This window comes from Streptomyces sp. NPDC025833 (assembly GCF_055558055.1).
On sequence record NZ_JBVHNF010000011.1, the window covers coordinates 253,162 to 273,545 of the forward strand.

15 protein-coding genes and 2 pseudogenes are annotated in these 20,384 nt (G+C 74.2%); 8 read left to right on the forward strand and 9 right to left on the reverse strand.

Annotated elements, in window-relative coordinates; all coding sequences use genetic code 11:
- Positions 1-171: 171 nt before the first annotated feature.
- Positions 172-771, reverse strand: a pseudogene (locus tag ACZ4K2_RS21420) (sigma-70 family RNA polymerase sigma factor); the annotation flags it as partial.
- 311 nt (positions 772-1,082) lie between these two features.
- Between ACZ4K2_RS21420 and ACZ4K2_RS21425 the strand changes: the two are divergent.
- The gene (locus tag ACZ4K2_RS21425) at positions 1,083-1,928 is read left to right on the forward strand and encodes a DUF1206 domain-containing protein (RefSeq protein WP_467475556.1); all 846 of its coding nucleotides are present in this window, start codon (positions 1,083-1,085) and stop codon (positions 1,926-1,928) included.
- 30 nt (positions 1,929-1,958) lie between these two features.
- Here the strand turns inward: ACZ4K2_RS21425 and ACZ4K2_RS21430 are convergent, their stop codons facing one another.
- Positions 1,959-3,701, reverse strand: coding sequence for an LCP family protein (locus ACZ4K2_RS21430; protein WP_467475557.1), 1,743 nt, complete (start codon positions 3,699-3,701; stop codon positions 1,959-1,961).
- A 198-nt stretch (positions 3,702-3,899) separates the two neighbouring features.
- Entirely contained in the window at positions 3,900-4,919 is a 1,020-nt protein-coding gene (locus ACZ4K2_RS21435) for an urea transporter (RefSeq protein WP_467475558.1), read from the reverse strand.
- A 326-nt stretch (positions 4,920-5,245) separates the two neighbouring features.
- Between ACZ4K2_RS21435 and ACZ4K2_RS21440 the strand changes: the two genes are divergently transcribed.
- Positions 5,246-5,617 (forward strand): STAS domain-containing protein, encoded by a 372-nt coding sequence (locus ACZ4K2_RS21440; RefSeq protein ID WP_467475559.1) that lies wholly within the window; start codon positions 5,246-5,248, stop codon positions 5,615-5,617.
- A 15-nt stretch (positions 5,618-5,632) separates the two neighbouring features.
- Here the strand turns inward: ACZ4K2_RS21440 and ACZ4K2_RS21445 are convergent, their stop codons facing one another.
- Positions 5,633-5,710: a 50S ribosomal protein bL37 gene (locus ACZ4K2_RS21445; protein ID WP_467258484.1), complete on the reverse strand. Its 78-nt coding sequence runs from the start codon at positions 5,708-5,710 to the stop codon at positions 5,633-5,635.
- A 192-nt stretch (positions 5,711-5,902) separates the two neighbouring features.
- Here ACZ4K2_RS21445 and ACZ4K2_RS21450 point away from each other — a divergent pair, with 192 nt between their 5' ends.
- Entirely contained in the window at positions 5,903-6,379 is a 477-nt protein-coding gene (locus ACZ4K2_RS21450) for a GreA/GreB family elongation factor (protein WP_467475560.1), read from the forward strand.
- A gap of 18 nt (positions 6,380-6,397) precedes the next feature.
- On the opposite strand, the gene ACZ4K2_RS21455 is transcribed toward ACZ4K2_RS21450, so the two are convergent.
- From ACZ4K2_RS21455 to ACZ4K2_RS21465, 3 genes are all read right to left on the reverse strand, one after another.
- On the reverse strand, positions 6,398-8,911 hold the full coding sequence (locus tag ACZ4K2_RS21455; RefSeq protein ID WP_467475561.1) for an ATP-dependent Clp protease ATP-binding subunit: 2,514 nt from the start codon (positions 8,909-8,911) through the stop codon (positions 6,398-6,400).
- 223 nt (positions 8,912-9,134) lie between these two features.
- Positions 9,135-10,016 carry a diacylglycerol kinase family protein gene (locus tag ACZ4K2_RS21460; protein WP_467475562.1) on the reverse strand — a complete coding sequence of 294 codons (882 nt, stop codon included), beginning with the start codon at positions 10,014-10,016 and terminating at the stop codon, positions 9,135-9,137.
- Positions 10,017-10,055: 39 nt separating this feature from the next.
- Positions 10,056-11,648 (reverse strand): FAD-binding oxidoreductase, encoded by a 1,593-nt coding sequence (locus ACZ4K2_RS21465; RefSeq protein ID WP_467475563.1) that lies wholly within the window; start codon positions 11,646-11,648, stop codon positions 10,056-10,058.
- A 105-nt stretch (positions 11,649-11,753) separates the two neighbouring features.
- Between ACZ4K2_RS21465 and ACZ4K2_RS21470 the strand changes: the two genes are divergently transcribed.
- Complete coding sequence (locus ACZ4K2_RS21470) at positions 11,754-12,353, forward strand: TetR/AcrR family transcriptional regulator (protein ID WP_467475564.1); 600 nt, start codon at positions 11,754-11,756, stop codon at positions 12,351-12,353.
- Complete coding sequence (locus tag ACZ4K2_RS21475; RefSeq protein ID WP_467475565.1) at positions 12,350-13,924, forward strand: glycerol-3-phosphate dehydrogenase/oxidase; 1,575 nt, start codon at positions 12,350-12,352, stop codon at positions 13,922-13,924. Before ACZ4K2_RS21470 ends, ACZ4K2_RS21475 begins: the two co-directional genes overlap by 4 nt.
- A gap of 93 nt (positions 13,925-14,017) precedes the next feature.
- On the opposite strand, the gene ACZ4K2_RS21480 is transcribed toward ACZ4K2_RS21475, so the two are convergent.
- Both ACZ4K2_RS21480 and ACZ4K2_RS21485 read right to left on the reverse strand, forming a co-directional pair.
- Positions 14,018-15,451 (reverse strand): WGR domain-containing protein, encoded by a 1,434-nt coding sequence (locus tag ACZ4K2_RS21480; RefSeq protein WP_467475639.1) that lies wholly within the window; start codon positions 15,449-15,451, stop codon positions 14,018-14,020.
- A gap of 162 nt (positions 15,452-15,613) precedes the next feature.
- Positions 15,614-16,264 (reverse strand): TetR/AcrR family transcriptional regulator, encoded by a 651-nt coding sequence (locus tag ACZ4K2_RS21485; protein WP_467475566.1) that lies wholly within the window; start codon positions 16,262-16,264, stop codon positions 15,614-15,616.
- A gap of 160 nt (positions 16,265-16,424) precedes the next feature.
- Here ACZ4K2_RS21485 and ACZ4K2_RS21490 point away from each other — a divergent pair, with 160 nt between their 5' ends.
- From ACZ4K2_RS21490 to ACZ4K2_RS21500, 3 genes and pseudogenes are all read left to right on the forward strand, one after another.
- Positions 16,425-17,210 (forward strand): SDR family NAD(P)-dependent oxidoreductase, encoded by a 786-nt coding sequence (locus ACZ4K2_RS21490; RefSeq protein WP_467475567.1) that lies wholly within the window; start codon positions 16,425-16,427, stop codon positions 17,208-17,210.
- 27 nt (positions 17,211-17,237) lie between these two features.
- Positions 17,238-17,437, forward strand: a pseudogene (locus tag ACZ4K2_RS21495) (transposase); the annotation flags it as partial.
- Positions 17,438-17,522: 85 nt separating this feature from the next.
- Complete coding sequence (locus ACZ4K2_RS21500) at positions 17,523-20,348, forward strand: hypothetical protein (protein WP_467475568.1); 2,826 nt, start codon at positions 17,523-17,525, stop codon at positions 20,346-20,348.
- Positions 20,349-20,384 lie beyond the last annotated feature (36 nt).

Below are 20,384 nucleotides of genomic sequence, written 5' to 3' on the forward strand. Positions count from 1 at the left end.
GCACCGACCAGACGGACACGAGCGTACGAGAACGGCCCAGCCGCTCGGCGATCCCTCGGCCGGTGGCTCCCACGAGGGAGACCATCCGCCCGGTTGCCGCCGGCCCGGACGCATCGGACGGTGTGCGCGGGGGCCGGCGGCACCGCGGGAGCGTCGGGCCGGCCAGGCCACGGCCGGCTGTCCCGCCGCCGCCGGCAGACCGATCAGCGTCGCCCGGGCGCGGGCGACGCGGGAGCGGACCGTGCCCACGGGGCAGTCGCTGACCGCGGCCGCCTCCGCATAGGGCAGGCCGAGCAGCTGGGTGGGGACGAACGCCTCCCGGCGCTCGTCCGGGAGGGCGGCGACCAGGCCCAGCAGGGCGGTGCCGTCGTCGAAGCCGGGCAGGCCCCGCGGCTGCGCCGACTCGACGGCCGGTTGCCAGTCCGCCAGGTCGGAGGCCCGGGGGCGCGCGGCGGCACGGCGGTAGCCGTCGGCCACCGCGCGGCGTGCGACGGCGAGCAGCCAGGCGCGGGCCGAGGAGCGGCCCTCGAAGCGGTGCAGGCTGCCCAGGGCGCGCGGGAAGGTGTCCTGGGCCAGGTCATCGACGGCCTGGGGGGCGGCGCGGAGGTGGGCGACGTAGCGCTGTACGCCGCGGTGCGGGGCCCGGACGACGTGCTCGACCGCGTCGGCGTCGCCGCCCCGGGCGGCCGGCGCCCATGCGGTTGTCGACTCGTCGGCGGTCGGCGCCTGGTCGTCCGCGGTCCGTGCTGCGGGCAGGACAGGAGTGATCACGTGGTGCCCTTCTCGGATCGACCGTGACCGGACCGGGGCGCGCCGGGGCGCGGGCGGTCCGGTGATGGGGACGGTCGTACGGCGCACGCACGGGCGGGGACGGGTGGTGACGCTCCGGCCCGGCGGCGAAGCCACGCGACCCGGGTACGGGGGCGCCGGGGCGTCATCGGAGTACGCGGGTGCCACGAGGTGGCGACGCCCCGGGCGCGGGTGCCCGGGCAGGGCGGGGCTGCGGCGCGTGCGCGACCCGCCCCCGGCCGGCACGCGGAGGTGGCAGGTGTCGGATTGGGCGTCGGGGGCATCGGCGCAATATGGATGCACAGTCATGGGCACTACGCGGACGGGGCGGGGCGCGCCGGGCGGCGGACAGCAAGGCGATGTCCGCGGCGGCCCGGTCGGGTTTCGCCGCGCGCGGGCTGATCTACGTACTCGTGGGTGTGATCGCGCTGCAGATCGCCTTCGGCGATGACGGCGGCCGGCGCCAGGCCGACCGCGGCGGAGCCCTCGACGAGCTGGCGAACCGGCCGTTCGGGTCGGCGGTGCTGTGGGTCGTGGGCCTCGCCCTGGCCGGGATGGCGCTGTGGCGGCTGTCGGAGGCGGTGTTCGGCGGGACGGGCCCCGACGGGTCGAAGGCGTCGCGGCGGGCGGCGGCCCTGCTCCGGTCCGTCTTCTACGCCTTCGTGTCCTACTCGGTGCTCTCGTACGCCGCCGGGGACCGGGGCAGCGGCAGCGGGTCCTCCGACCGGCAGACCGACGACGTCACGGCCCGGGTGCTGGACTGGCCCGGCGGCCAGTGGCTCGTCGGGGCCGCGGGCGCCGGCGTGGTGGTCGCCGGGCTGTGGATCGCGGTGCGGGCCGTGCGGAAGAAGTTCCGCAAGAAGCTGCGGACCGGCGCCATGTCGGCACGGGTCCGGCGGGTCGTCGACTTCTTCGGGGTGACGGGCGGCACGGCCCGCGGCATCGTCTTCGCCACCGCCGGTGTGTTCGCCGTCGTCGCCGCCGTCCGGCACCAGCCGGGGCAGGCCAGGGGCATGGACGACACCCTGCGCGGCTTCCGGGACCTGCCGGCCGGGCCCTGGCTGCTCGCCCTGATCGCGATCGGCCTGGCCGCGTTCGGCGTGTTCTCCTGGTGCAACGCCCGCTGGCGCGAGGTCTGAGCCGGCCGGCGGCGGGCCGGCTCTGCCCGCTTACGCGTCGGAGTCCGGCTTGTTCCGTGCCGCCGCGTACGCCTGGGCCGGTGTCATCGTGACGCCGTCGACCGTGACCGTCTTGTAGGGGCTGACCTTGGCGCAGGTCTTGGCCTGGGCGGCGGTGGAGGCGTGGGCGTCCGAGACGGCGGCCGCGGAGCCGGAGGCACCGGAGCCGGCGGGCTTGCCCGCGGCGGCCTCGCTGTCGGCCGGCGCCTGGGAGGCCGTGGACCCGCCCGGATAGCTGCTTCCGTCGGTCCAGTCGCTGCCGACCACCAGCGTCAGGCCGCTGCCCGTGCCCTGCTCCAGGCTGGAGGCGGGCAGGCCGAGCGCCTTGGCGACCGTCCGGGCCGCGGCCTTCCCGCCGGTGCCGTAGGTGAGAGTGGTGCGCGTGGCGGGGGCCGGCGCGTTGCCCGTGGGGGCGGAGGCGAAGCCCTGGCCGGTGAGGGCGGCCGCGATGCCGGCGGCGCGGCCCCCGATGCCGGTGCCGTTGCGCACCGTCACGGAGATCCGGGACGGGGGCACGGCGGAGGCGGTGGGCGTGGGCGTGGCCTCGGGGGCCGACGCGGCCTTCTTGCCGCCGCCGGCGCTCAGGGACCGGTCCTCGGCGATGGTGGCGAACAGCGCCCTCGCGCCAGGCCCCACCACCACGCGGTCCTTGTCGGCCGGGTCGGGCGCGGTCTGCATCGTCGTGAAGGTGATCTTGTCGGTGGGCACCTTGTTCACGTCGCCGGCGAGCGCGATCAGCTTCTTCACGCTGCCCAGGCCGTCGTCGACCGTCAGCGCCTTGGTGGCCGCGTCGGAGAGCTTGTACACCGCGGTGGGGTCGGTCAGCGTGCCCGCGCTCTTGAACTTGCGGATCATCGCGCTGAGGAAGATGTGCTGCGAGATCGTGCGGCCGAGGTCGCTGCCGTCGCCGAAGCCGTGCCGGGACCGGACGAACTCCAGGGCCGCGACGCCCTTGAGGGTGTGGCTGCCCCCGGACAGCTTCAGGTGGGAGTAGGTGTCGTAGACGTCGTCGCTGACGCACACGGAGACCCCGCCGACCGCGTCGGACATCTTGACCACGCCGGAGAAGTCCAGCTTGACGAAGTGGTCGATGGGGATGCCGGTGAGCTGGTGGACGGTGGCCACCTGGCAGGCGGGCCCGTACTGGAGCGCGCTGTTGACCTGGCCGTAGTAACCGGCCGTGGACCGCCCGCTCGCGCCGTCCCGGCACGCGGGGACCCTGGTCATGGTGTCGCGGGGGATGCTCATGACGGTGGCGTCGGAGCGGTCCGCGGATATGTGCAGGACCATCTGGACGTCGGCGTTGCTGCCGGACTGCACGCCGGTGCCCGAGCACCCGCCGCCGAGCTTGCAGTCGGCCGCGTTGGTCCGGCCGTCCGAGCCCATCACCAGGATGTTGATGGGGGTGCGTCCGAAGGCGTCGGCCTTCTCCGTGCCGCCCTTGCCGTCCAGCGAGATGCTGTGGAGGTTGCCGTCGAGGTGCTCGTAGAACCACCAGCCCGCGCCCGCGGTGACCACGATCAGGGCGGACAGGCAGACGGCGGTGGTCTTCAGCACCTTCCTGGCCCGGCGCACCGGGGGGACGGTGTGGGCCGGGCCGCCGCCGCGCGGTCGCGGGACCGCCCGGCCGCCCGGCGGACGCGCTCCGTCGGGTCCGTCCGCGCGTCGCCCGGGCACGCGCGCGCCCCGGTCGGGTGTGGCCTGGCCGGCCGGGCCGTCCCACGGGTCGCTCATCTTTCACTCCCCTGAACGGTCGGGCCTGCACGGAATCGATTGCGTGGTTGCGCAATCTAACAAAAGTGACCCGAACAGCCGAGGTGCGGCCCAGGTCACACCCGGTCCCCGGCCGGACCGCCGCGCCGTCGCGCCACGGCCCGCCGGACGGGCAGCGGGAGTCTACGTGCCGTTCCTGAGAGCCGGGCGCGGCCCCGCCTACGCCGTCGCCGCCGGCAGGTCGGCCTCGCGCGCGGCCGGCTCCCCGGCGGCGGCCGGCCCGCCGGTCAGCCGGGGGAACGCGGGGGCGGCGGCCAGGAAGCCGAGCGTGGTCAGCACGAACGGCCAGGTGAAGGCGTGCCCGCCGGAAGGGGCGAGCAGGTGGGCGACGGCCGGCGTCACGGCGGTCGCCGTGGCGGCGCCGAGCACCGCGTACAGCAGTGCGGCCGGGGCCGCCGCGAGGAAGACGCCGCACAGGGCGAGGGCGACGAGTACCGCGTTGTACCCCATGAGGCCGTCGGCGATCCCGGCCGCCGGCGAACCGAGCGCCCAGGCGGTCAGGAGGCCCGTGGCGCTGCCGGCGCAGGCCGCCAGGCCCGCCACCCGGCTCGCCAGGAAGAGACCGGCGAGCAGCAGCGCGCCCACGTACCACTGGTCCATGAAGAAGACCTGCGAGATGTTGCGGAAGAACGCCCGCCACAGGTCACCGGGGTGCAGCGTGCCCGGGCCGGACGCCGCGAGGGGCAGTGCGGCGAGGCCGCGGCCGTGCGGCCAGATCCGCGGGAAGGCGGGCGCGGCGATGGTGAGCGCGCTCGCCACCAGGCAGAAGGGCATGGTCAGCGAGGGCAGCCCCCAGCCGCCGAGCAGCCGGACGACCGCGGCGGTGGCGATCGTGGTCACGACGGAGCCGAGGACGGCGAGCAGCACCGTGGCAGGCCGGTCCGCGCCGAGGAACACCGCGAGGCCCAGGGCGACGAGGCAGGAGTTGAAGCCCTCCAGACCCTGCGCCACCCGGTCGGGGTCCACTCGCAGCGCCCGGGCGGTGCCGGTGCCGACGGCGGCGCCGCCCAGGGCGTAGAGGCCGTACCGCCAGTCCGCGAGGGCCAGTGCGGCGCAGAGGACGGCGCCGGTGCGGGCGTCGGGCAGGAACATCACCTGCGCCGGGCCGCGCAGCAGCCACCGGCCGGCGTCCGCACCGCTCCCTCGACGCCACCACCGGACCCCGGCCGCCTGTCGCACGTCCCGCCCCCTCATCCGACACGGATGCCCGCGTCATTCCACATCGTGACATTTATGTTCCGGCATACGATACGCCCGGACGGAAGTCCGGAACTCGGCGTCCCCGAGTGTCTCCCCCGCGCCCGCCGGCCGAAGTGGCGGTGCGTCACATGCCGTACGCCGGACCCGTGGAGGAAGTGCGGTGGAACCGGGGAGCCCGTACCGGGCGCACGCCCCGAAACGGTGTGCGACCAGCCTGCATCCTCCGCGCGATCCGGGGCAGCCTCCCGTGAGAGAAGCTTGGGCAAAGCTCTGGGCAAGGATCGGCGAGCGTGGACGAGGGACTCGTGGCAGAGACAGCAGGCATACACGAGCAGGCGGGACCGGAGGGGCTGTCGGTCATCCGAGCCACCGTGGACGGGGTCACCGTCGTCACGGTGACCGGCGAGGTCGACCACCACACCGCGGGCGCCCTGCGGGACGCCCTCAGCCCCCCGACCACCACCCCCGGGGCGCGCACCGTCGCGGACCTGAGCGGTGTGCCGTTCATGGACTCCAGCGGGATCAACGTCCTCATCGCCGGGCACCAGGCCCACGCCCCCACGGGCTGGCTGCGGCTGGCGGGCCTGCGCCGGCCCGTCCTGCGGACGCTGGAGATCGTCGGCCTCACCCCCCTCATCGCCTGCTACCCGAGCGTCCGCGACGCCCTGGAGGGGTGAGGTCCGACCGGTCCGTCAGGACTGCGGGCGTCGCCCGTGGTTGGCCGCGTGCTTGCGGCGCGACTTCTTCTTCCGGCGTCGCTTCGAGGACATGGACACCTCCCTCCACGGCCGCGGACGGAGCGCGTACGGCTCCGTGTACCGACATTGCGGACATCCGCACACTATCGCCGCGCCGACCACCACTCCACCGCGAACCACTCAGGCGGACTGTCCGCTTATGATGCGCCATGCCGGTTTCCGAGACGCGGTCCGGCCGCCGTCCACCGCGGAGGAGCAGAGACCATGACCGGTGAGCCGGAGCCCATCAGCGCGCAGGCCCGACACGCCCTGGAGCAGGAGCTGGCCGATCTGCGGGACGAGCGCCGGCTGGTCGCCGGGACGCTCCGCGACTCCGCCCCGGTGGGCGACGAGGCCGATCAGGCCGACGAGTTGCGGCGGGCCGACCAGCTGGAGCGCCTCGACCGCCGCATCGGGGAGATCACCGTACGGCTGCGAGAGGCGGCGGAGGCCGGGCCCGCCCCCACCGACGAGGTCGGCGTGGGCAGCACGGTCGCCGTCCGCTTCTCCGGCGGTCCGGTGGAGACGCTCCAGGTCGCGGAGGTCGCCGAGGCGCTGGACCAGACCCTGGTCACCGCCGACAGCCCGCTGGGCCGCGCCCTGCTCGGCCGCCGGCCCGGGGACACCGTGCGCTACGACACCCCGGACGGGCCGGTGACGGCGGTCGTGGTCTCGATCGGCGAGGCTCCACCGGCGTCGTAGACCCGGCGGGCGCCCCGCTCAGGTGCCGGACGGCGCACCGGCGTCGGACTTGCGCACCGTGCAGTGCAGCGAGTCGCCGAGCACGTCGGCGACGATCGTGTCGCCGGGCTCGGCCTCGCCGCCGAGCAGGAGGTCGGCGATGCGGTTGTCCAGTTCCGCCTGGATCGTGCGGCGCAGCGGGCGGGCGCCGAACTCCGGCTGGTGGCCGTGGGCGATGAGCAGCTTCTTCGCCGCCTCGGTGACCTCCAGGCGCATGCCCTGGGCGTGCACCCGGTGCTTGCTGCGGTCCAGCAGGTGGTCCACGATCCGCTCGAGGTCGTCCTCGGACAGGCCGTGGAAGATGATGATGTCGTCGATCCGGTTGAGGAACTCCGGCAGGAACCGGCCGCGCAGGTCCTGCATCAACTCGTCCTTGAGTTCCGACACGTCGCCCTGGTGGTCCAGGATGCGGTGCGCGCCGATGTTGGACGTCATGATGACCACGCAGTGCCGGAAGTCGACGGTGCGCCCCTGGGCGTCGGTCAGCCGTCCGTCGTCCAGGATCTGCAGCAGCGTGTTGAAGATGTCCGGGTGGGCCTTCTCCACCTCGTCGAAGAGCACCACGCTGTAGGGCTGCCTGCGGACCTTCTCGGTGAGCTGGCCCGCCTCCTCGTACCCGACGTATCCGGGGGGCGCGCCCACCAGCCGGGCGACGGTGTGCTTCTCCTGGAACTCGCTCATGTCGAACCGGACCATGCGGTCCTCGTCGCCGAACAGCAGGGCGGCGAGGGTCTTGGCGAGTTCGGTCTTGCCGACGCCGGTCGGGCCGAGGAAGAGGAAGGACCCCACGGGGCGGTTCGGGTCGCCCATGCCGGCGCGGTTGCGGCGGACGGCCCGGGAGACCGCGCTGACCGCCTCGTCCTGGCCGACGATCCGCGCGTGCATCTCCTCCTCCAGCCGCAGCAGCTTCTCCTTCTCGCTCGCGGTGAGCTGGGCGACCGGGATGCCGGTGCGGCGGGCGACGACGTCGGCGATGTCGTCCGCGGTGACCGAGACGACCCCTTCACGGCGTTCCTCGATGCCGGCGAGTTCGCCCTCCGCCTCCGCGATCCGCCGCTTCAGCTCCGATGCCTTCTCGAAGTCCTCGGCGGACACGGCCTGTTCGAGCTCACGGCGCAGCTTGGCGATGGTGTCCTCGCGGCTGACGACCTCGGTGGAGCGGCCCGCGCTGCGCAGCCGCACCCGGGCCCCGGCCTGGTCCATCACGTCGATCGCCTTGTCCGGCAGGAAGCGGTCGCTGATGTAGCGGTCGGAGAGTTCGGCCGCGGCCGTCAGCGCGCCGTCCTCGAAGCGGACCTGGTGGTGCGCCTCGTAGGAGTCGCGCAGCCCTTCGAGGATCTGCACCGTCTCCTCGACTGTGGGTTCGGGCACCAGCACCGGCTGGAAGCGGCGCTCCAGGGCCGCGTCCTTCTCCACATACTTGCGGTACTCGTCAATGGTGGTGGCACCCACGACGTGGAGTTCGCCGCGCGCGAGGGCGGGCTTGAGCATGTTGCCCGCGTCCATGGAGCCCTCGCCGGTGGCGCCCGCGCCGACGACCGTGTGCATCTCGTCGATGAAGAGGATGATGTCGCCGCCGGCCGCCTGGACGTCCTCGATGACCTTCTTCAGCCGTTCCTCGAACTGCCCCCGGTACTGGGCCCCCGCCACCATGCCCGACAGGTCCAGCGAGACGACCCGCTTGTCCTTCAGGGTGTCGGGGACCTCGCCCGCCACGATCCGCTGGGCGAGCCCCTCCACGATCGCGGTCTTGCCGACGCCGGGCTCCCCGATCAGCACGGGATTGTTCTTGGTGCGCCGGGAGAGGATCTCCACGGTCTGCTCGATCTCCTCGCCCCGCCCGACGACCGGGTCGAGCCTGCCCGCCTTCGCCTCCTCGGTCAGGTCCCGGCCGTACTCGTCCAGCGTGGTGGCGGGCTTCTTCCGCTCGGCGGGGGCCGCCTCGGCACGCGCCGCCGACTGCTCGGCCAGCCCGGCGAGGCGCTTGGCGTCCAGGCCCTCGGCCCGCAGCAGCCGGGCCGCGCCGGAGTCGCTGTCGCTGTCGCCGATGAGCGCGCCGAGGATGTGCTCGGGACCGATGTACGACACACCGGCCGCCTGGGACTGGGCGTAGGCCGCCCTGAGCGTGCGCTTGGCCGCCGGGGTGAGGCCGGGCTGCGCGGAGGGCTCGCCGGACTCGCGGGGCAGGATCCTGCCCAGCTCGGTGGCGAGCCCGTCGGGGGCCACGCCCACCTGGGAGAGCAGCCGGCGCGACGGGTCGACCTGGGTGGCCGCCCAGAGCAGGTGCTCGGTGTCCAGGTCGGAGGTGCCGTCGTCGGCGGCCCGCTGGGCGGCCAGGGTGAGCAACTGCTGCGACGACTCGGTCAGCAGCCGGCCGATGGGGACGCGCTGCACGGCGGGGGGCGAGGACGCCGGCGACATCCCGAAGAATCGGTTCAGCAGCTCGTTGAAGGGGTCCGACGAACCGAGGGGTGAACCGAACGGCATCGACATGACAGCTCCTGGCGCGCGTGGGGTCGGCAGTCCGCGACGAGGGGTCCGCGCGGGCCTCCGCGGGACCGGCCGCACGGGGGCCGCGGGGCGGGGGTCGGCGAGGCGGGGCCTGTGAGGGTCCGTAATCACTGAACCCCCGCGCGGTCGGCACCGCAAGCGGAGGGGCGCCGGGGTGGCACGTGGCGGAGATGGCCGGCGGGCCGGGCCGCGGGCTCGCTGGGCGTCAGTACAGCACCGGCAGGTCCCCTGGCCGTACCCGCAGGGTGACCGGGAGGGTGGCCTCCACCTCGCCGTCGGCGCCGTACGGGACGGGTCGGGCGGCCTCGATGCGCAGTTCCCGGCCGCGCAGGACGCGCACCTCGGGACGGCCGACGTGGGCACCGGTCCGCAGCTCGTTCATGAGGGTGAAGAACAGCCGGCGGGGGGCCTCCCGGATCATGACTATGTCCAGCAGGCCGTCGTCGACGCGCGCGCCGGGGGCGATGAGCCGGCCGGAGCCGTAGTAGGGGGAGTTGGCGGCGACGACGGTGTATCCCCGGTGGGTGTGTTCCTCGCCGTCGACGGTGACGCGGTAGTCGGCCGGCCGCCAGGTGGTGACGGCCCGCAGGCCGCCCGCGTAGTAGGAGGCGGCACCCCGCAGCAGCCGGGCGTTGTTGGCGTGCCGGTTGGCCTCCGCGTCCACCCCGGCGTACACACTGCCCAGGACCACGGTGCCGGAGTGGACGGCGGACTGGACCTCGACGGTGTCGACGGGCCGTGGTTCGGCGTGCAGCAGGATGTCCGCGAGCGCGTCCGGGTCGGCGGGCAGCCCCAGCGCGCGGGCGAAGTCGTTGCCGCGGCCGGCGGGGACCAGGCCGAGGACGGTGCCGGTGCCGCTGAGGGCGCCGCCGATGCCCCCGGCGATGCCGTCCCCGCCCACGGCCAGGACGATCCGGCCCCGCTCGCCGGCCGTGCGGGCGATGTCCTGGGCGTGGGCGAGGCTGTGGCTGTACTCGGTCTCCAGCCCGGCGCCGGCCGCGCGGAGCAGCCGGGCCAGCCGGAGCAGGGTCGCCGCCCCGGTCGAGCCGCCCGCTGTGGGGTTGACGACGGCGGTGAACTGGCGCATCGGGGTGCCTTTCGCGGCGGGCGGTCGGATCGGGTGGGTTCAGTCGGTGGGCAGCAGGACGCCGGGGTTGAGCAGGCCCTCGGGGTCCAGGCGGCGCTTGACGGCGCGCAGGGCGCCGACGCCGAGCGGGCCGGCCTCGCGGACGTACCAGTCGCGGTGGTCGGTGCCGACCCCGTGGTGGTGGGAGATGGTGCCGCCGGCGGCGAGCACGGCCTCGTTGGCGGCGTGCTTGGCGGGCGTCCAGTGGGCCACCGGGTCCTCGCCCTGGGCGCTGACGACGGTGAAGTACAGCGAGGCGCCGTTCTCGTACACGTGGGAGATGTGGCACATCACCAGGGGCGGGGTGCCGGCCCGGGTGAGGGTGTCGGTCAGGGCGGTCCGGACGGCCGCGTAGAGGCCGGGGACGCGGGACCAGAAGGCCGCGGTCTCCAGCGTCTCGGCGAACGCACCCGCGTCGAGCAGGGCGTCGCGCAGGTAGGGCGCGGAGTAGCGGCCGTGCGCCCAGCGTTCGCCGGGTTCGGGGCCGGCCGGGGTGCCGCCGTGGGCCGCCAGGACGGCCGCCGCCCGTTCGCGCCGGTGGGCGGTGTCCTCGGCCGTGCCCTCGTAACCGGTGATCGCGAGGCAGCCGGCGCCGTCCTGCGCCGGGCCGGCGCCGATCGCGTCGGGCTGCGCGAGGCCGATGAGCGTCTCGGTCTCGTCGGACAGCCGCAGCACGGTGGGCCGGGGCCCGTCCTGGGCGAGGGCGCGCAGGGCGGCGGTGCCCTCCTCGAAGGAGGCGAACCGCCAGCCCTCGTACACCCGGGCCTCGGGCAGGGGCCGGATGCGGACCGTGACGGAGGTGATGACGCCGAAGGCGCCCTCCGAGCCCAGGATCAGCTGCCGCAGGTCGGGGCCGGCCGCGGAGCGGGGGGCGCGGCCGGTCTCCAGGGTGCCCTCGGGGGTGGCGACGGTCAGGCCGAGCACCATGTCGTCGAAGCGGCCGTAGCCGGCGGACGCCTGCCCGCTGGAGCGGGCGGCGGCGAAACCGCCGATGGTGGCCCACTCGAAGGACTGCGGGAAGTGTCCGAGGGTGAAGCCCTGTCCGGCGAGGAGGGCCTCGGCCTCCGGGGCGCGCAGGCCGGGCTGGAGGGTGGCGGTACGGGAGACCGGGTCCAGGTCGAGCAGGCGGTTCATGCGGCGCAGGTCGAGGGCGACGAACGCGCGGTGCCGCGGTGCCAGTCCGCCCACCACGGAGGTGCCGCCGCCGAACGGGACGGCGGCCAGGCCGTGCGCGGCACACGCGCGCAGGACGGCGAGCACCTCGTCGTGGCTCGCGGGCAGGACGACGGCCTGGGGAACGTCGGAGAAGTCGCCGGCCCGGGTGCGCAGCAGGTCGGGGGTGGACTTGCCCCGGGTGTGCCGGACGCGGCTGTCCGGATCGGTGCGGACGTGCTCCTCGCCGCCGACCGCGTCGGCCAGTGCCCCGAGGGCGGCGGGCCCGGCGGTGGTAGCGGGCAGCCGGACGTCGTCCAGGGCGAGCGCGGGGGTGCCGTACGGCTTGACGCCGAGCAGGTCGCGCAGCAGCCCGGTCACCGAGTCGGGCAGCGGCGCCGCCTTGGCCGGGTCTCCCCAGCCGTTCCACAGCATGTCCATTGAACGGTCGTCCTCACAGGTCGGTGTGCTCGGTTCGCTCGGCTCGGCTGCCGTCCCGGGGCCGGGCCGGTTCCGTCCCGCTCCCAGGGCGTTACACTGTGACACATGACGCCTATTCGTCACAACGGTTCGGACGGTGATTCCGTGCTCGACGCGGCACGTGACTGCGTGCTCGCCGTCGGGGTGCGGCGCACCACGCTCGCCGACGTCGCCCGCCGCGCCGGCGTCTCCCGGATGACGCTGTACCGGCGGTGGCCGGACCTGCGGACCCTGGTGGGCGATCTGATGACCCGGGAGTGGGTCGGCGTGGCCACCCGGGCCATCCCGGAGCCCGCGCCCGGGGTGAGCACCCGCACCCGGATCGTGGACGGGCTGACGACCGGGGTGGCGGCGTTCCGGGCGCACCCGCTTTTCCGCAAGATCCTCGACGTGGACCCGGAACTGCTGCTGCCGTACGTGCTCGACCGGCGCGGCGCGAGCCAGGTGGCACTGCTGGCGCTGCTGGCGGACGCCCTGCGCGAGGGCCACGCGGACGGGTCGGTCCGGCCGGGGCACACCGAACGGCAGGCGCGCGCCCTGCTGCTGACCGTGCAGTCCTTCACCCTGTCCCTGCGCACGATGACCGACGAGGACGATCCCGAACTGGACTCGGCCGCGTTCCTGGGTGAGCTGCGCATCCTTCTGGAGAGGATCCTGACGCCATGAGCCACACCGAGGCCGTGGCCGGTTCGTCCCTCGACGCGCACCGGCGCGGCCGGGAACTGGCCGAGGCCGCCGACGGCCGGGTGGCCGACGTCCTGGTCGTCGGGCTCGGCGCCACGGGTGCCGGGGCCGCGCTCGACGCGGCGGCCCGCGGCCTGGACGTCGTCGCGGTGGACGCCCACGACCTGGCCTTCGGCACCTCCCGCTGGAGTTCCAAGCTGATCCACGGCGGGCTGCGCTACCTGGCCTCCGCGCAGTTCGACGTCGCCCACGAGAGCGCGGTCGAGCGCGGGGTGCTGATGACCCGCACGGCCCCGCACCTGGTGGCCGCCCAGCCGTTCGTGCTGCCGCTGACCCCGCTGGTGTCCCGGGCGCAGGCGTCGCTGGCCTGGGCCGGGTTCCGGGCCGGGGACGTGCTGCGGCTGGCCGCCCGCACCCCGCGGCGGGTCCTGCCCGCGCCCCGCCGGCTGTCCGGGACGGAGGCCCGGCACCTCGCGCCCGCGGTCCACGCGTCCGGGCTGCGCGGAGGGCTGCTGTCCTGGGACGGGAAGGTGACCGACGACGCCCGGCTGGTGACGGCCCTGGCCCGGACGGCCGCCGCGCACGGCGCCCGGGTGCTGACCCGGGTACGGGCGCTGGAGCTGACCGGTTCGGGCGCCCGCGTCCGGGACGAACTCACCGGCGAGGAGGGCGAGATCAGGGCCCGCGCGGTGATCAACGCCACCGGGGTGTGGGCGGGGGCCCTCGCCGACGGCATCCGCATCCGGCCGTCGCGGGGCACCCACCTGGTGCTGCGCTCGGAGCGGCTCGGCACCCTGCCGGCCGGACTGCACATCCCGGTCCCCGGCGAGACCAACCGCTTCGTCCTGGTCCTGCCGCAGGGGGACGGCCGGGTCTACGTCGGTCTCACCGACGAGCCGGTGGACGGTGGCATCCCCGACGTGCCCGAGGTCCCCGAGACCGACATCGGGTTCCTGCTCGACGTGCTCGGCTCCGTCCTGGACGCCCCCGTGTCACGGGACGAGGTCGTCGGCGCCTTCGCCGGGCTGCGCCCGCTGCTGGACGCCGCCGGGCCGGGCGGCGCGGCGGCGCGCACCTCCGACGTCTCGCGCCGGCACGCGGTGCTGACCTCGCCCGACGGTGTCACCACCGTGGTCGGCGGCAAGCTCACCACCTACCGGCGGATGGCCGAGGACGCCGTGGACGCCGCCGCGGCGACCCGCGGGCTGCGGGCCGGCCCCTCCCCCACCGCCGCGCTGCCGCTGGTCGGCGCCGCGGCTCCCGGCCGGCTGCGGGCGCTGCCCGTGCCGCGCCGCCTGGTCCGCCGGTACGGCACCGAGGCCGTCGCGGTGCACGCGCTGGCCGTCCGGGACCCGGCCCTGGTCGAACCGGTGCTGCCCGGCCACCCGGTCACCCGCGCCGAACTCCTGTGGGCGGTGCGGCACGAGGGCGCGCTCGACGAGTCGGACCTCCTGGACCGCCGCACCCGGATCGGCCTGGTCCCCCGGGACCGTGCCGAGGTGCTCCCCGTCGCCCGCGAGATCCTGGACCGGGCGACGACCACCAGTTTCTGAGCCGGGAACCTCTGCTCGGCCGGACCGGCCGCCCCGGGGGTCGTACGACGCCCGGGGCGGCCGGAGCCGCGGGCCGGGCCGGGACGGGCCGCGTCACAGCAGGCGGCGGATGTCGCCGCGGACGCGGTAGAAGCCGCCCGCCGCGGGGTGCAGGGCGTCGACGACGTACCGGGCGCCGGGCTCGCGTATCGCGCGCGGGAACTGGACGTTCCAGGAGGTGTCGTAGCCGTCCGAGAGCACGTGCACCCGCAGCCGGCCACCCTCCTGCAGGCACTCCACCACCACCGCCCCGGCGGGCGCCTGCGCGACCGTGGCCACCGCGGCCACCGCCGTGGCCGGAGCGTACGTCGGCAGCGCGGCGGCCAGCTTGACGTCCCGCGCCACCGGCACCGTGCCCTGCTGTGCCGCGGCGACGGCCGCCTCGCTCGCGTCGACGCACACCAGTGAGCCGTCGGTGGTGACGAGGTACAGCCGCTCGTCCCGGTACTGCATCGACAGGGCCGAGCCGCTGCCGGTGCCGAGCTTCCACAGCCGCCTGCCGTCCCGGTCGAAGCAGTAGACGGAGGAGGCCGCGTCACCGGCGAAGACGAACCGGCCGCCGGGCGAGGTGGCGCACGAGTACACCGCGCCGTCGCACGCGTACGTCGCCTCGATGACACCCGTGTGCTTCGACAGCCGCTGGACCGCGTTGTGCGCGGTGCCCGCGTACACCGCGTCCCGCTCCTGCCAGCCGAACAGCACGCCGCCCTTGGTGGGGGTGTGCCACAGCTCGCCGCCGCCGTCGGGCGCGTAGGCGGTGACGCCCCGCTGGTGGCCGTGGTAGACGGCCCGGTCGTCGGCGCGGACCATCCAGGCGTGCTCGCCCTGGCTGCGGCGGGACCACTGGTGCTCGTCCTCGTGGTCGATGACCGTGAGGCGGCCCTCGCGGTCGGAGACGTCCAGCACGCCCTCGTGGATGTCCAGCCAGAAGATGTCGACGTCGGCCGCGATGTCGTAGGCGGCGAAGGGGAGTTTGGAGGAGAGGTCGTAGACCTTGCCGTCGTCGCAGCCGGCGTAGATCCAGAAGTCGTCGGCGACCAGGCACTTCACCCCGTCCGGCAGGCTGAAGCGGGCCAGCACGGCGCCCTCGTGGTCCAGGGTGTAGACGTCGCCGGCCTGGTTGCCCACCCAGCAGCGCTCGTCGTCGACGTGGACGCCGAACGCGGCGGAGCCGGTGCGGAACCGCCACAGCACCGGCGCCACGGCGCGGGCGGTGGAGGGGGCGGAGCTGACCTGGCGGCGGGTCACGGAGCGCGGCGCACGGCCGCCCGGGACGGCCGGGGCGTACCCCTTGCGGACCTTCTCGCCCACCTTCTTCGCGGCGGCGGCCCGCGCCTTCTCCTCGGTCGAGAACGACGTCGTCTGCGTCTGCCCGGGCGCGCCGATCCTGCCGTAACGCACCGTCACCACCGGGCCGTGCACGGACACCTCGTAGAACTTGTGGGCGCCGCCGCCCTCCTGCGACAGCTCCAGATACGTCGTCGACATCGCGGACGCCGTGGACATGGCAGACCCCTCCCCGGACGGACCCACGGCCGTGCCCGCGGGTCCTGAACTGCTCCTCACCGTAGGGGCACCCACTGACATCGCCCCCGGTCCGGGCGGGCGGGCCCGCCTGTCCGGCCGGCGGGCGGGGACGGGCGCGGGACGCTACCGGTTCCCGCCGTCCGACGCGGCCAACGCGTCCATCCCGCCGAGCAGTTGACGCAGGCACCGCAGCGCGAGGGCCGCCGGGGACCCCTCGCCGGTGACGTCGGCGTCGGTGCCGGCCCAGGTCTCCAGCGCGATGCGGATGGCGTCCGTGGCCGCCGCCGCGACGAGACGCGCCTGCAGCGCCTCCAGCCGTCCGGCCGCGAGCCGGGTGACGACCGGGACGAGCCGCTCCTCGGAGTCCTGGTTCACCCGGTACCAGACCGCGCGCAGGGCGGGGTCGTCGGCCGCCGCCCGCAGCAGCCCCCGGGTCCGCAGCAGCGCCTCCGCCGCCTCCTCGTCCGGCGCCGCCAGCGACCGCTCCACCGCCGCCTCCAGGGCCCGGAACAGGCCGGTGCCGGGCTCCGTCGCCTCCAGCAGCGCCCGCCACCGGTCGGCCCCGTCGGCGAGGAGGGGGCTCACCGCGTCCTGCTTGGACCGGAAGTAGCGGTAGAAGGTCCGCAGCGCCACGCCCGCGTCCCGGGCGATCTCCTCGGCGGTGGTGGCGTGCGGGCCCTGTGCGGCGAACAGCCCGGCCGCCGCGTGGGCGATGTCGAGCTGGGTCGCGGCCTTGCGGCGCTCGGTCAGAGAGGGGGGCGGCTTCGTGCTCACCCCAGAAGGGTACGGCCCGCACGCCACCGCTGGCACACGATGCCCAGGTGGCAAAACGTGCCACTTAGTCGTAACGTGAAGGACATCGGAACGCCGGACGGCAAGGGAACCGGCGCCGCACAATCCCGCCGCGACCCGGTGGGACGGGCAGGAGAGACACATGAACCGCTACGAAGGCCGCCGCGCGCTCGTCACCGGAGGCGGGTCCGGGATCGGCCAGGCCACCGTGCTCCGCATCCTCGCCGAGGGCGGCAGCGTGGTGGCCGCGGACGTGAGCGAGCAGGGCCTGCGGGACACCGCGGAGAAGGCCGCCGCGTACGCGGACCGCCTCACGACCCTGGTCGTGGACGTCGCCGACGAGGACTCCGTACGCGCGGGCGTCGCCGCCGCGACCGCCTCGCTCGGCGGTCTCGACGTGCTCGTCAACGCCGCCGGCATCCTGCGCTCCTCGCACACCGACCGGACGAGCCTCGACGACTTCACCCGCGTCCTGCGGGTGAACCTCGTCGGCACCTTCCTGGTGATCCGCGAGGCGGTACCGGCGCTGCTGGCCGGGCAGGACGCGGCGGTCGTCAACTTCAGCTCCACCTCGGCCGAGTTCGCCCACCCCTACATGGCGGCGTACGCGGCGAGCAAGGGCGGCATCCAGTCGATGACGCACGCGCTCGCCGCCGAGTACGCGTCCCGCGGCATCCGCTTCACCGCCGTGCAGCCCGGTTCCATCTCCAGCGGCATGACCGACGGCAGCGGTGCGAGCCGGCAGAGCAGCGGGCCGGGGCTGCCCGCCGACGCGGACATGCGCCTGTTCGCCAAGCTCTCCCCCGCCCTCGGCCAGGGCTTCGCGGGCCCCGAGACGGTGGCGTCCGTGGTGGCGATGCTCGCCTCCCAGGACGGCCGGTTCATCACCGGGACCGAGATCCGCATCGACGGCGGCACCCACTTCTGACCGCGCGGGACCGGGAGCACCCTCCCGGGGCGGGGTGATCTCACGGACGCGGAGTGGGCTCGGCCGGAGCCGCGCCTTCCGAAGGAGGTACGGCGGGGCGGCCGGCGGCGGGATCACCGCGCAGTCGTCAACGGCATTCTCCCGCCGGCGGACTGGCACCCGGCACCCCGTGGCGGGACCTGCCTACGGGGTTCGGGAAATGGAAGACGGCGCATGACCGAGCCCGCCCCGACGAAGGCGGCAAAAAGTGCGTACACCTCACCCGTTTGACACACTGAGGAGAAGGGACGGCCGACAGAGGGCGGTGCCGCGATGGCTGCCGATCCGTTCACCATTCTGCGGGTCGAGGACATGCTCCTGCTGCATGTTTCGGTGATCAACCTCGAACGCGACGGCTCCCGGCTGGTGCGCGAGAACGCGGACGAACCGGCGGTGCTGCTCTTCGGGCTTCCGCCGCAGCACGTCGGCGAGTCGGACGTGCGCGATGCCTTCCCGCCGACGGTCCCGGCGGTCTCGGCCGGGACGAGCAGGCTGGCGTTGCTGCTCCCGGACGGCGAGGACGGCATCGACCTCGCCTCGGAGGCGCTGCTGGCCTGGGAACTCCTGCAGAACACCTCCGTACCGGTGTCCATACCTCCCGACGACGGCGAGATCTCCGTCTTCGGCGGACTGCCGCGCACCGCGATCGAGTTCCCCGCCCGCCTCCTGCTGGGGACCGAGGGGGACAGCGGATGGTCCTTCACGCACGGCCCGGTGTCCAAGGACGGGCACGCACCGCTGTGGCGCGCGGCGTTGAGGAGACAGGACGGAGCCGAGGGGCTGCTCAAGGCATTCGCCGCCTTCACGGACACTCCGCAGCGCATCAGTTCCCCCATCAGTGACGACAACCTGCGGGACCTCGTCAAGGTCACCAGCGCCGGCGAGCTGGTCTTCAACGGCCTGCCGGTCGATGGATTCCGGCGTGCGCCGCTGCGCGCCGAACGCTTCATCCTCACCCCGCTCGGCGCGTGCGTCCGGATGAGCGGCGACTTCGCGCCGCTGCCGGGGATCTCCCTGCAGGGCTACCACCACGAGGCGGAACTGGGCCGGGACCAGTACGTACGGGTCGTCGAACGCGGCTTCCTGAGCTCGGGCCACGCGGCGGTCCGCACGAAGACCGCCAAGCGCAGGTTCATGGCCCAAGGGGACGGCACGGTGGTCGCGTACCTGGTGGGGGAGGACCGCATCACCGTCACGCAGCCCGAGCAGACGTACGGGGCGGAAGTCGACTATCACCATGCGGGCCAGAGCATGCCGTTCGCGGCGTTGCGCATCACCGACACCATCACTCCACCGCTCGCCCCCGCCGACAACACCCACCGGGTGGAGCTGGAGGGGTCCGGTGAGCCGTTCCGCTTCACCGTCGTCGGCACCGACAGCGAGCAGCGCCACGTCACGTTCACCATGCCGCTGCTGTTCTTCACGCTGAGCGAAGTCTCCGGCGTGGACGTGGCCGGGATCTACGGCTCCGCTCCCGAGGACCTTCGCCGGGTCACGCTCCAGGGCCAGACCATGGCCCTGACGCCGCTGCCGGACGGCGTGGAGTCCGGTGCCACGAGCATGCCGGTCGGGTCGCTCACCTTCACGATGGCCCCCGTGTCCGGTCATCCGCTGGGCGCACTGCCGGAGATGCAGCTTGCCACGGCCCGGGTACACGCCGTGGAGCAGCTCACCGGTTCGCCCGCCGAGCGGCAGGTCGCCCTGCGCCGGGATTACGTCGCGGGCGGGTTCGCCGCCGCGGGTCCCAGCTCCGCCTTCCTCGACCTGGTCGACCCGCTGGCCGTGAGCTTCGCCGCGGAGAAGGCCGGCGGTCTCGCGCAGCCGTCCTCGGTGGTCCAGGCGATCACGGCGAAGGCGGGGCTGCTGCCACAGGACTTCGCCGGTGCCGCGACCGCTGTCAGCATGGACCAGCTCCAGCACATCTTCGGCGACGCCAAACTGCTCGGCTCGGTCGACCTGTTCAAACTGCTCGAGCCGGTCGCTCCCGCCGGAATCGACGGTCTGGCCCAGCTGACCGGCCCGCACGCCGACGAGATCATCGCCGACCGGCTGGCGAGGGGTCTGCTACCCGTGCCGATCCTGCGGGCCCGCGAACTGGCGAACGGCCGGGAACTGCGCTACTTGTGGACGCCCGCGCTCCATCAGGGCCGGACCCCGTTGGTGCCCGGGGCCGACTTCGCCGCGATCAACCTGAAGAACGCCTCCCTCACGCTGGAGGCCACCACGGTCTGCACGCCGGACGCCGCGCAGAAGTCGACCGTACGCGGCGTACTGACCGGCTTCGGCCTGGACTTCGCCGGCCTCCTGACCGTCGACTTCGGCCGGATCGAGTTCGTCACGAAGCCGGGCAGCCGGCCGGTCCTCAACGCCTCCGGTCTGCAGGTCGGCTTCAAGAGCGCGCTGGAATTCATCAACACGCTCAAGGAACTGCTGCCGAAGGACGGCTTCGGCAAGGGCGCCTACGTGGACGTCGACCAGAGCGGGATCAAGGCGGGATACACCCTCGCCGTTCCCGCCGTGCAGTTCGGCGTCTTCAGTCTGAGCAACGTGTCACTCGGCGCGGAGCTGCGGATCCCGTTCGACGACCGGCAGGTGGTCACCTTCCGCTTCTCGGTCGCCGAGCGGTTCCACCCGTTCAACCTGAGCGTCGGCATCTTCGGCGGCGGCGGGTTCTTCTCGCTGACGGTCAGCCCGGCCGGTATCCAGCTCATCGAGGGGTCACTGGAGTTCGGCGGCAACACCTCGCTCGATCTCGGGGTCGCCAGCGGCGGCGTCCATCTGATGGCGGGGATCTACTTCGCGTACAGCGATCAGGCGGTGCAGCTCACCGGGTATCTGCGCTGCGGCGGCTATCTGTCCGTGCTGGGGCTGGTCAGCGTGTCCGTGGAGTTCTATCTGAAGCTCACGTACGTCAAGTCCGGCAACCGTACGGAAGTGTACGGCGAGGGCACCCTGACCGTCAGTGTGAAGGTGGCGTTCTTCAGCAAGTCCGTCTCCCTCGGACTGCAGCGCCGCTTCGGCGGCTCGGGCGACCCGAGCTTCGCCGACTGTGTGAAGCCGGGCCACTGGGACACCTACTGCCTGGCCTTCGCCCCCTGAGCCGGGCGCGCCACGGGAGCCGCGCGGGACGAACGA

Bases quoted from the DNA above. Each gene is read 5' to 3' on its own strand.
- ACZ4K2_RS21475 (WP_467475565.1), top strand. From the start codon at position 12,350: ATGAGCCACACCGAGGCCGTGGCCGGTTCGTCCCTCGACGCGCACCGG.
- ACZ4K2_RS21445 (WP_467258484.1), bottom strand. From the start codon at position 5,710: ATGTCCTCGAAGCGACGCCGGAAGAAGAAGTCGCGCCGCAAGCACGCG.
- ACZ4K2_RS21430 (WP_467475557.1), bottom strand. From the start codon at position 3,701: ATGAGCGACCCGTGGGACGGCCCGGCCGGCCAGGCCACACCCGACCGG.
- ACZ4K2_RS21425 (WP_467475556.1), top strand. From the start codon at position 1,083: ATGGATGCACAGTCATGGGCACTACGCGGACGGGGCGGGGCGCGCCGG.
- ACZ4K2_RS21480 (WP_467475639.1), bottom strand. From the start codon at position 15,451: ATGTCGACGACGTATCTGGAGCTGTCGCAGGAGGGCGGCGGCGCCCAC.
- ACZ4K2_RS21455 (WP_467475561.1), bottom strand. From the start codon at position 8,911: ATGTCGATGCCGTTCGGTTCACCCCTCGGTTCGTCGGACCCCTTCAAC.
- ACZ4K2_RS21465 (WP_467475563.1), bottom strand. From the start codon at position 11,648: ATGGACATGCTGTGGAACGGCTGGGGAGACCCGGCCAAGGCGGCGCCG.
- ACZ4K2_RS21490 (WP_467475567.1), top strand. From the start codon at position 16,425: ATGAACCGCTACGAAGGCCGCCGCGCGCTCGTCACCGGAGGCGGGTCC.
- ACZ4K2_RS21470 (WP_467475564.1), top strand. From the start codon at position 11,754: ATGACGCCTATTCGTCACAACGGTTCGGACGGTGATTCCGTGCTCGAC.
- ACZ4K2_RS21450 (WP_467475560.1), top strand. From the start codon at position 5,903: ATGACCGGTGAGCCGGAGCCCATCAGCGCGCAGGCCCGACACGCCCTG.
- ACZ4K2_RS21500 (WP_467475568.1), top strand. From the start codon at position 17,523: ATGGCTGCCGATCCGTTCACCATTCTGCGGGTCGAGGACATGCTCCTG.
- ACZ4K2_RS21460 (WP_467475562.1), bottom strand. From the start codon at position 10,016: ATGCGCCAGTTCACCGCCGTCGTCAACCCCACAGCGGGCGGCTCGACC.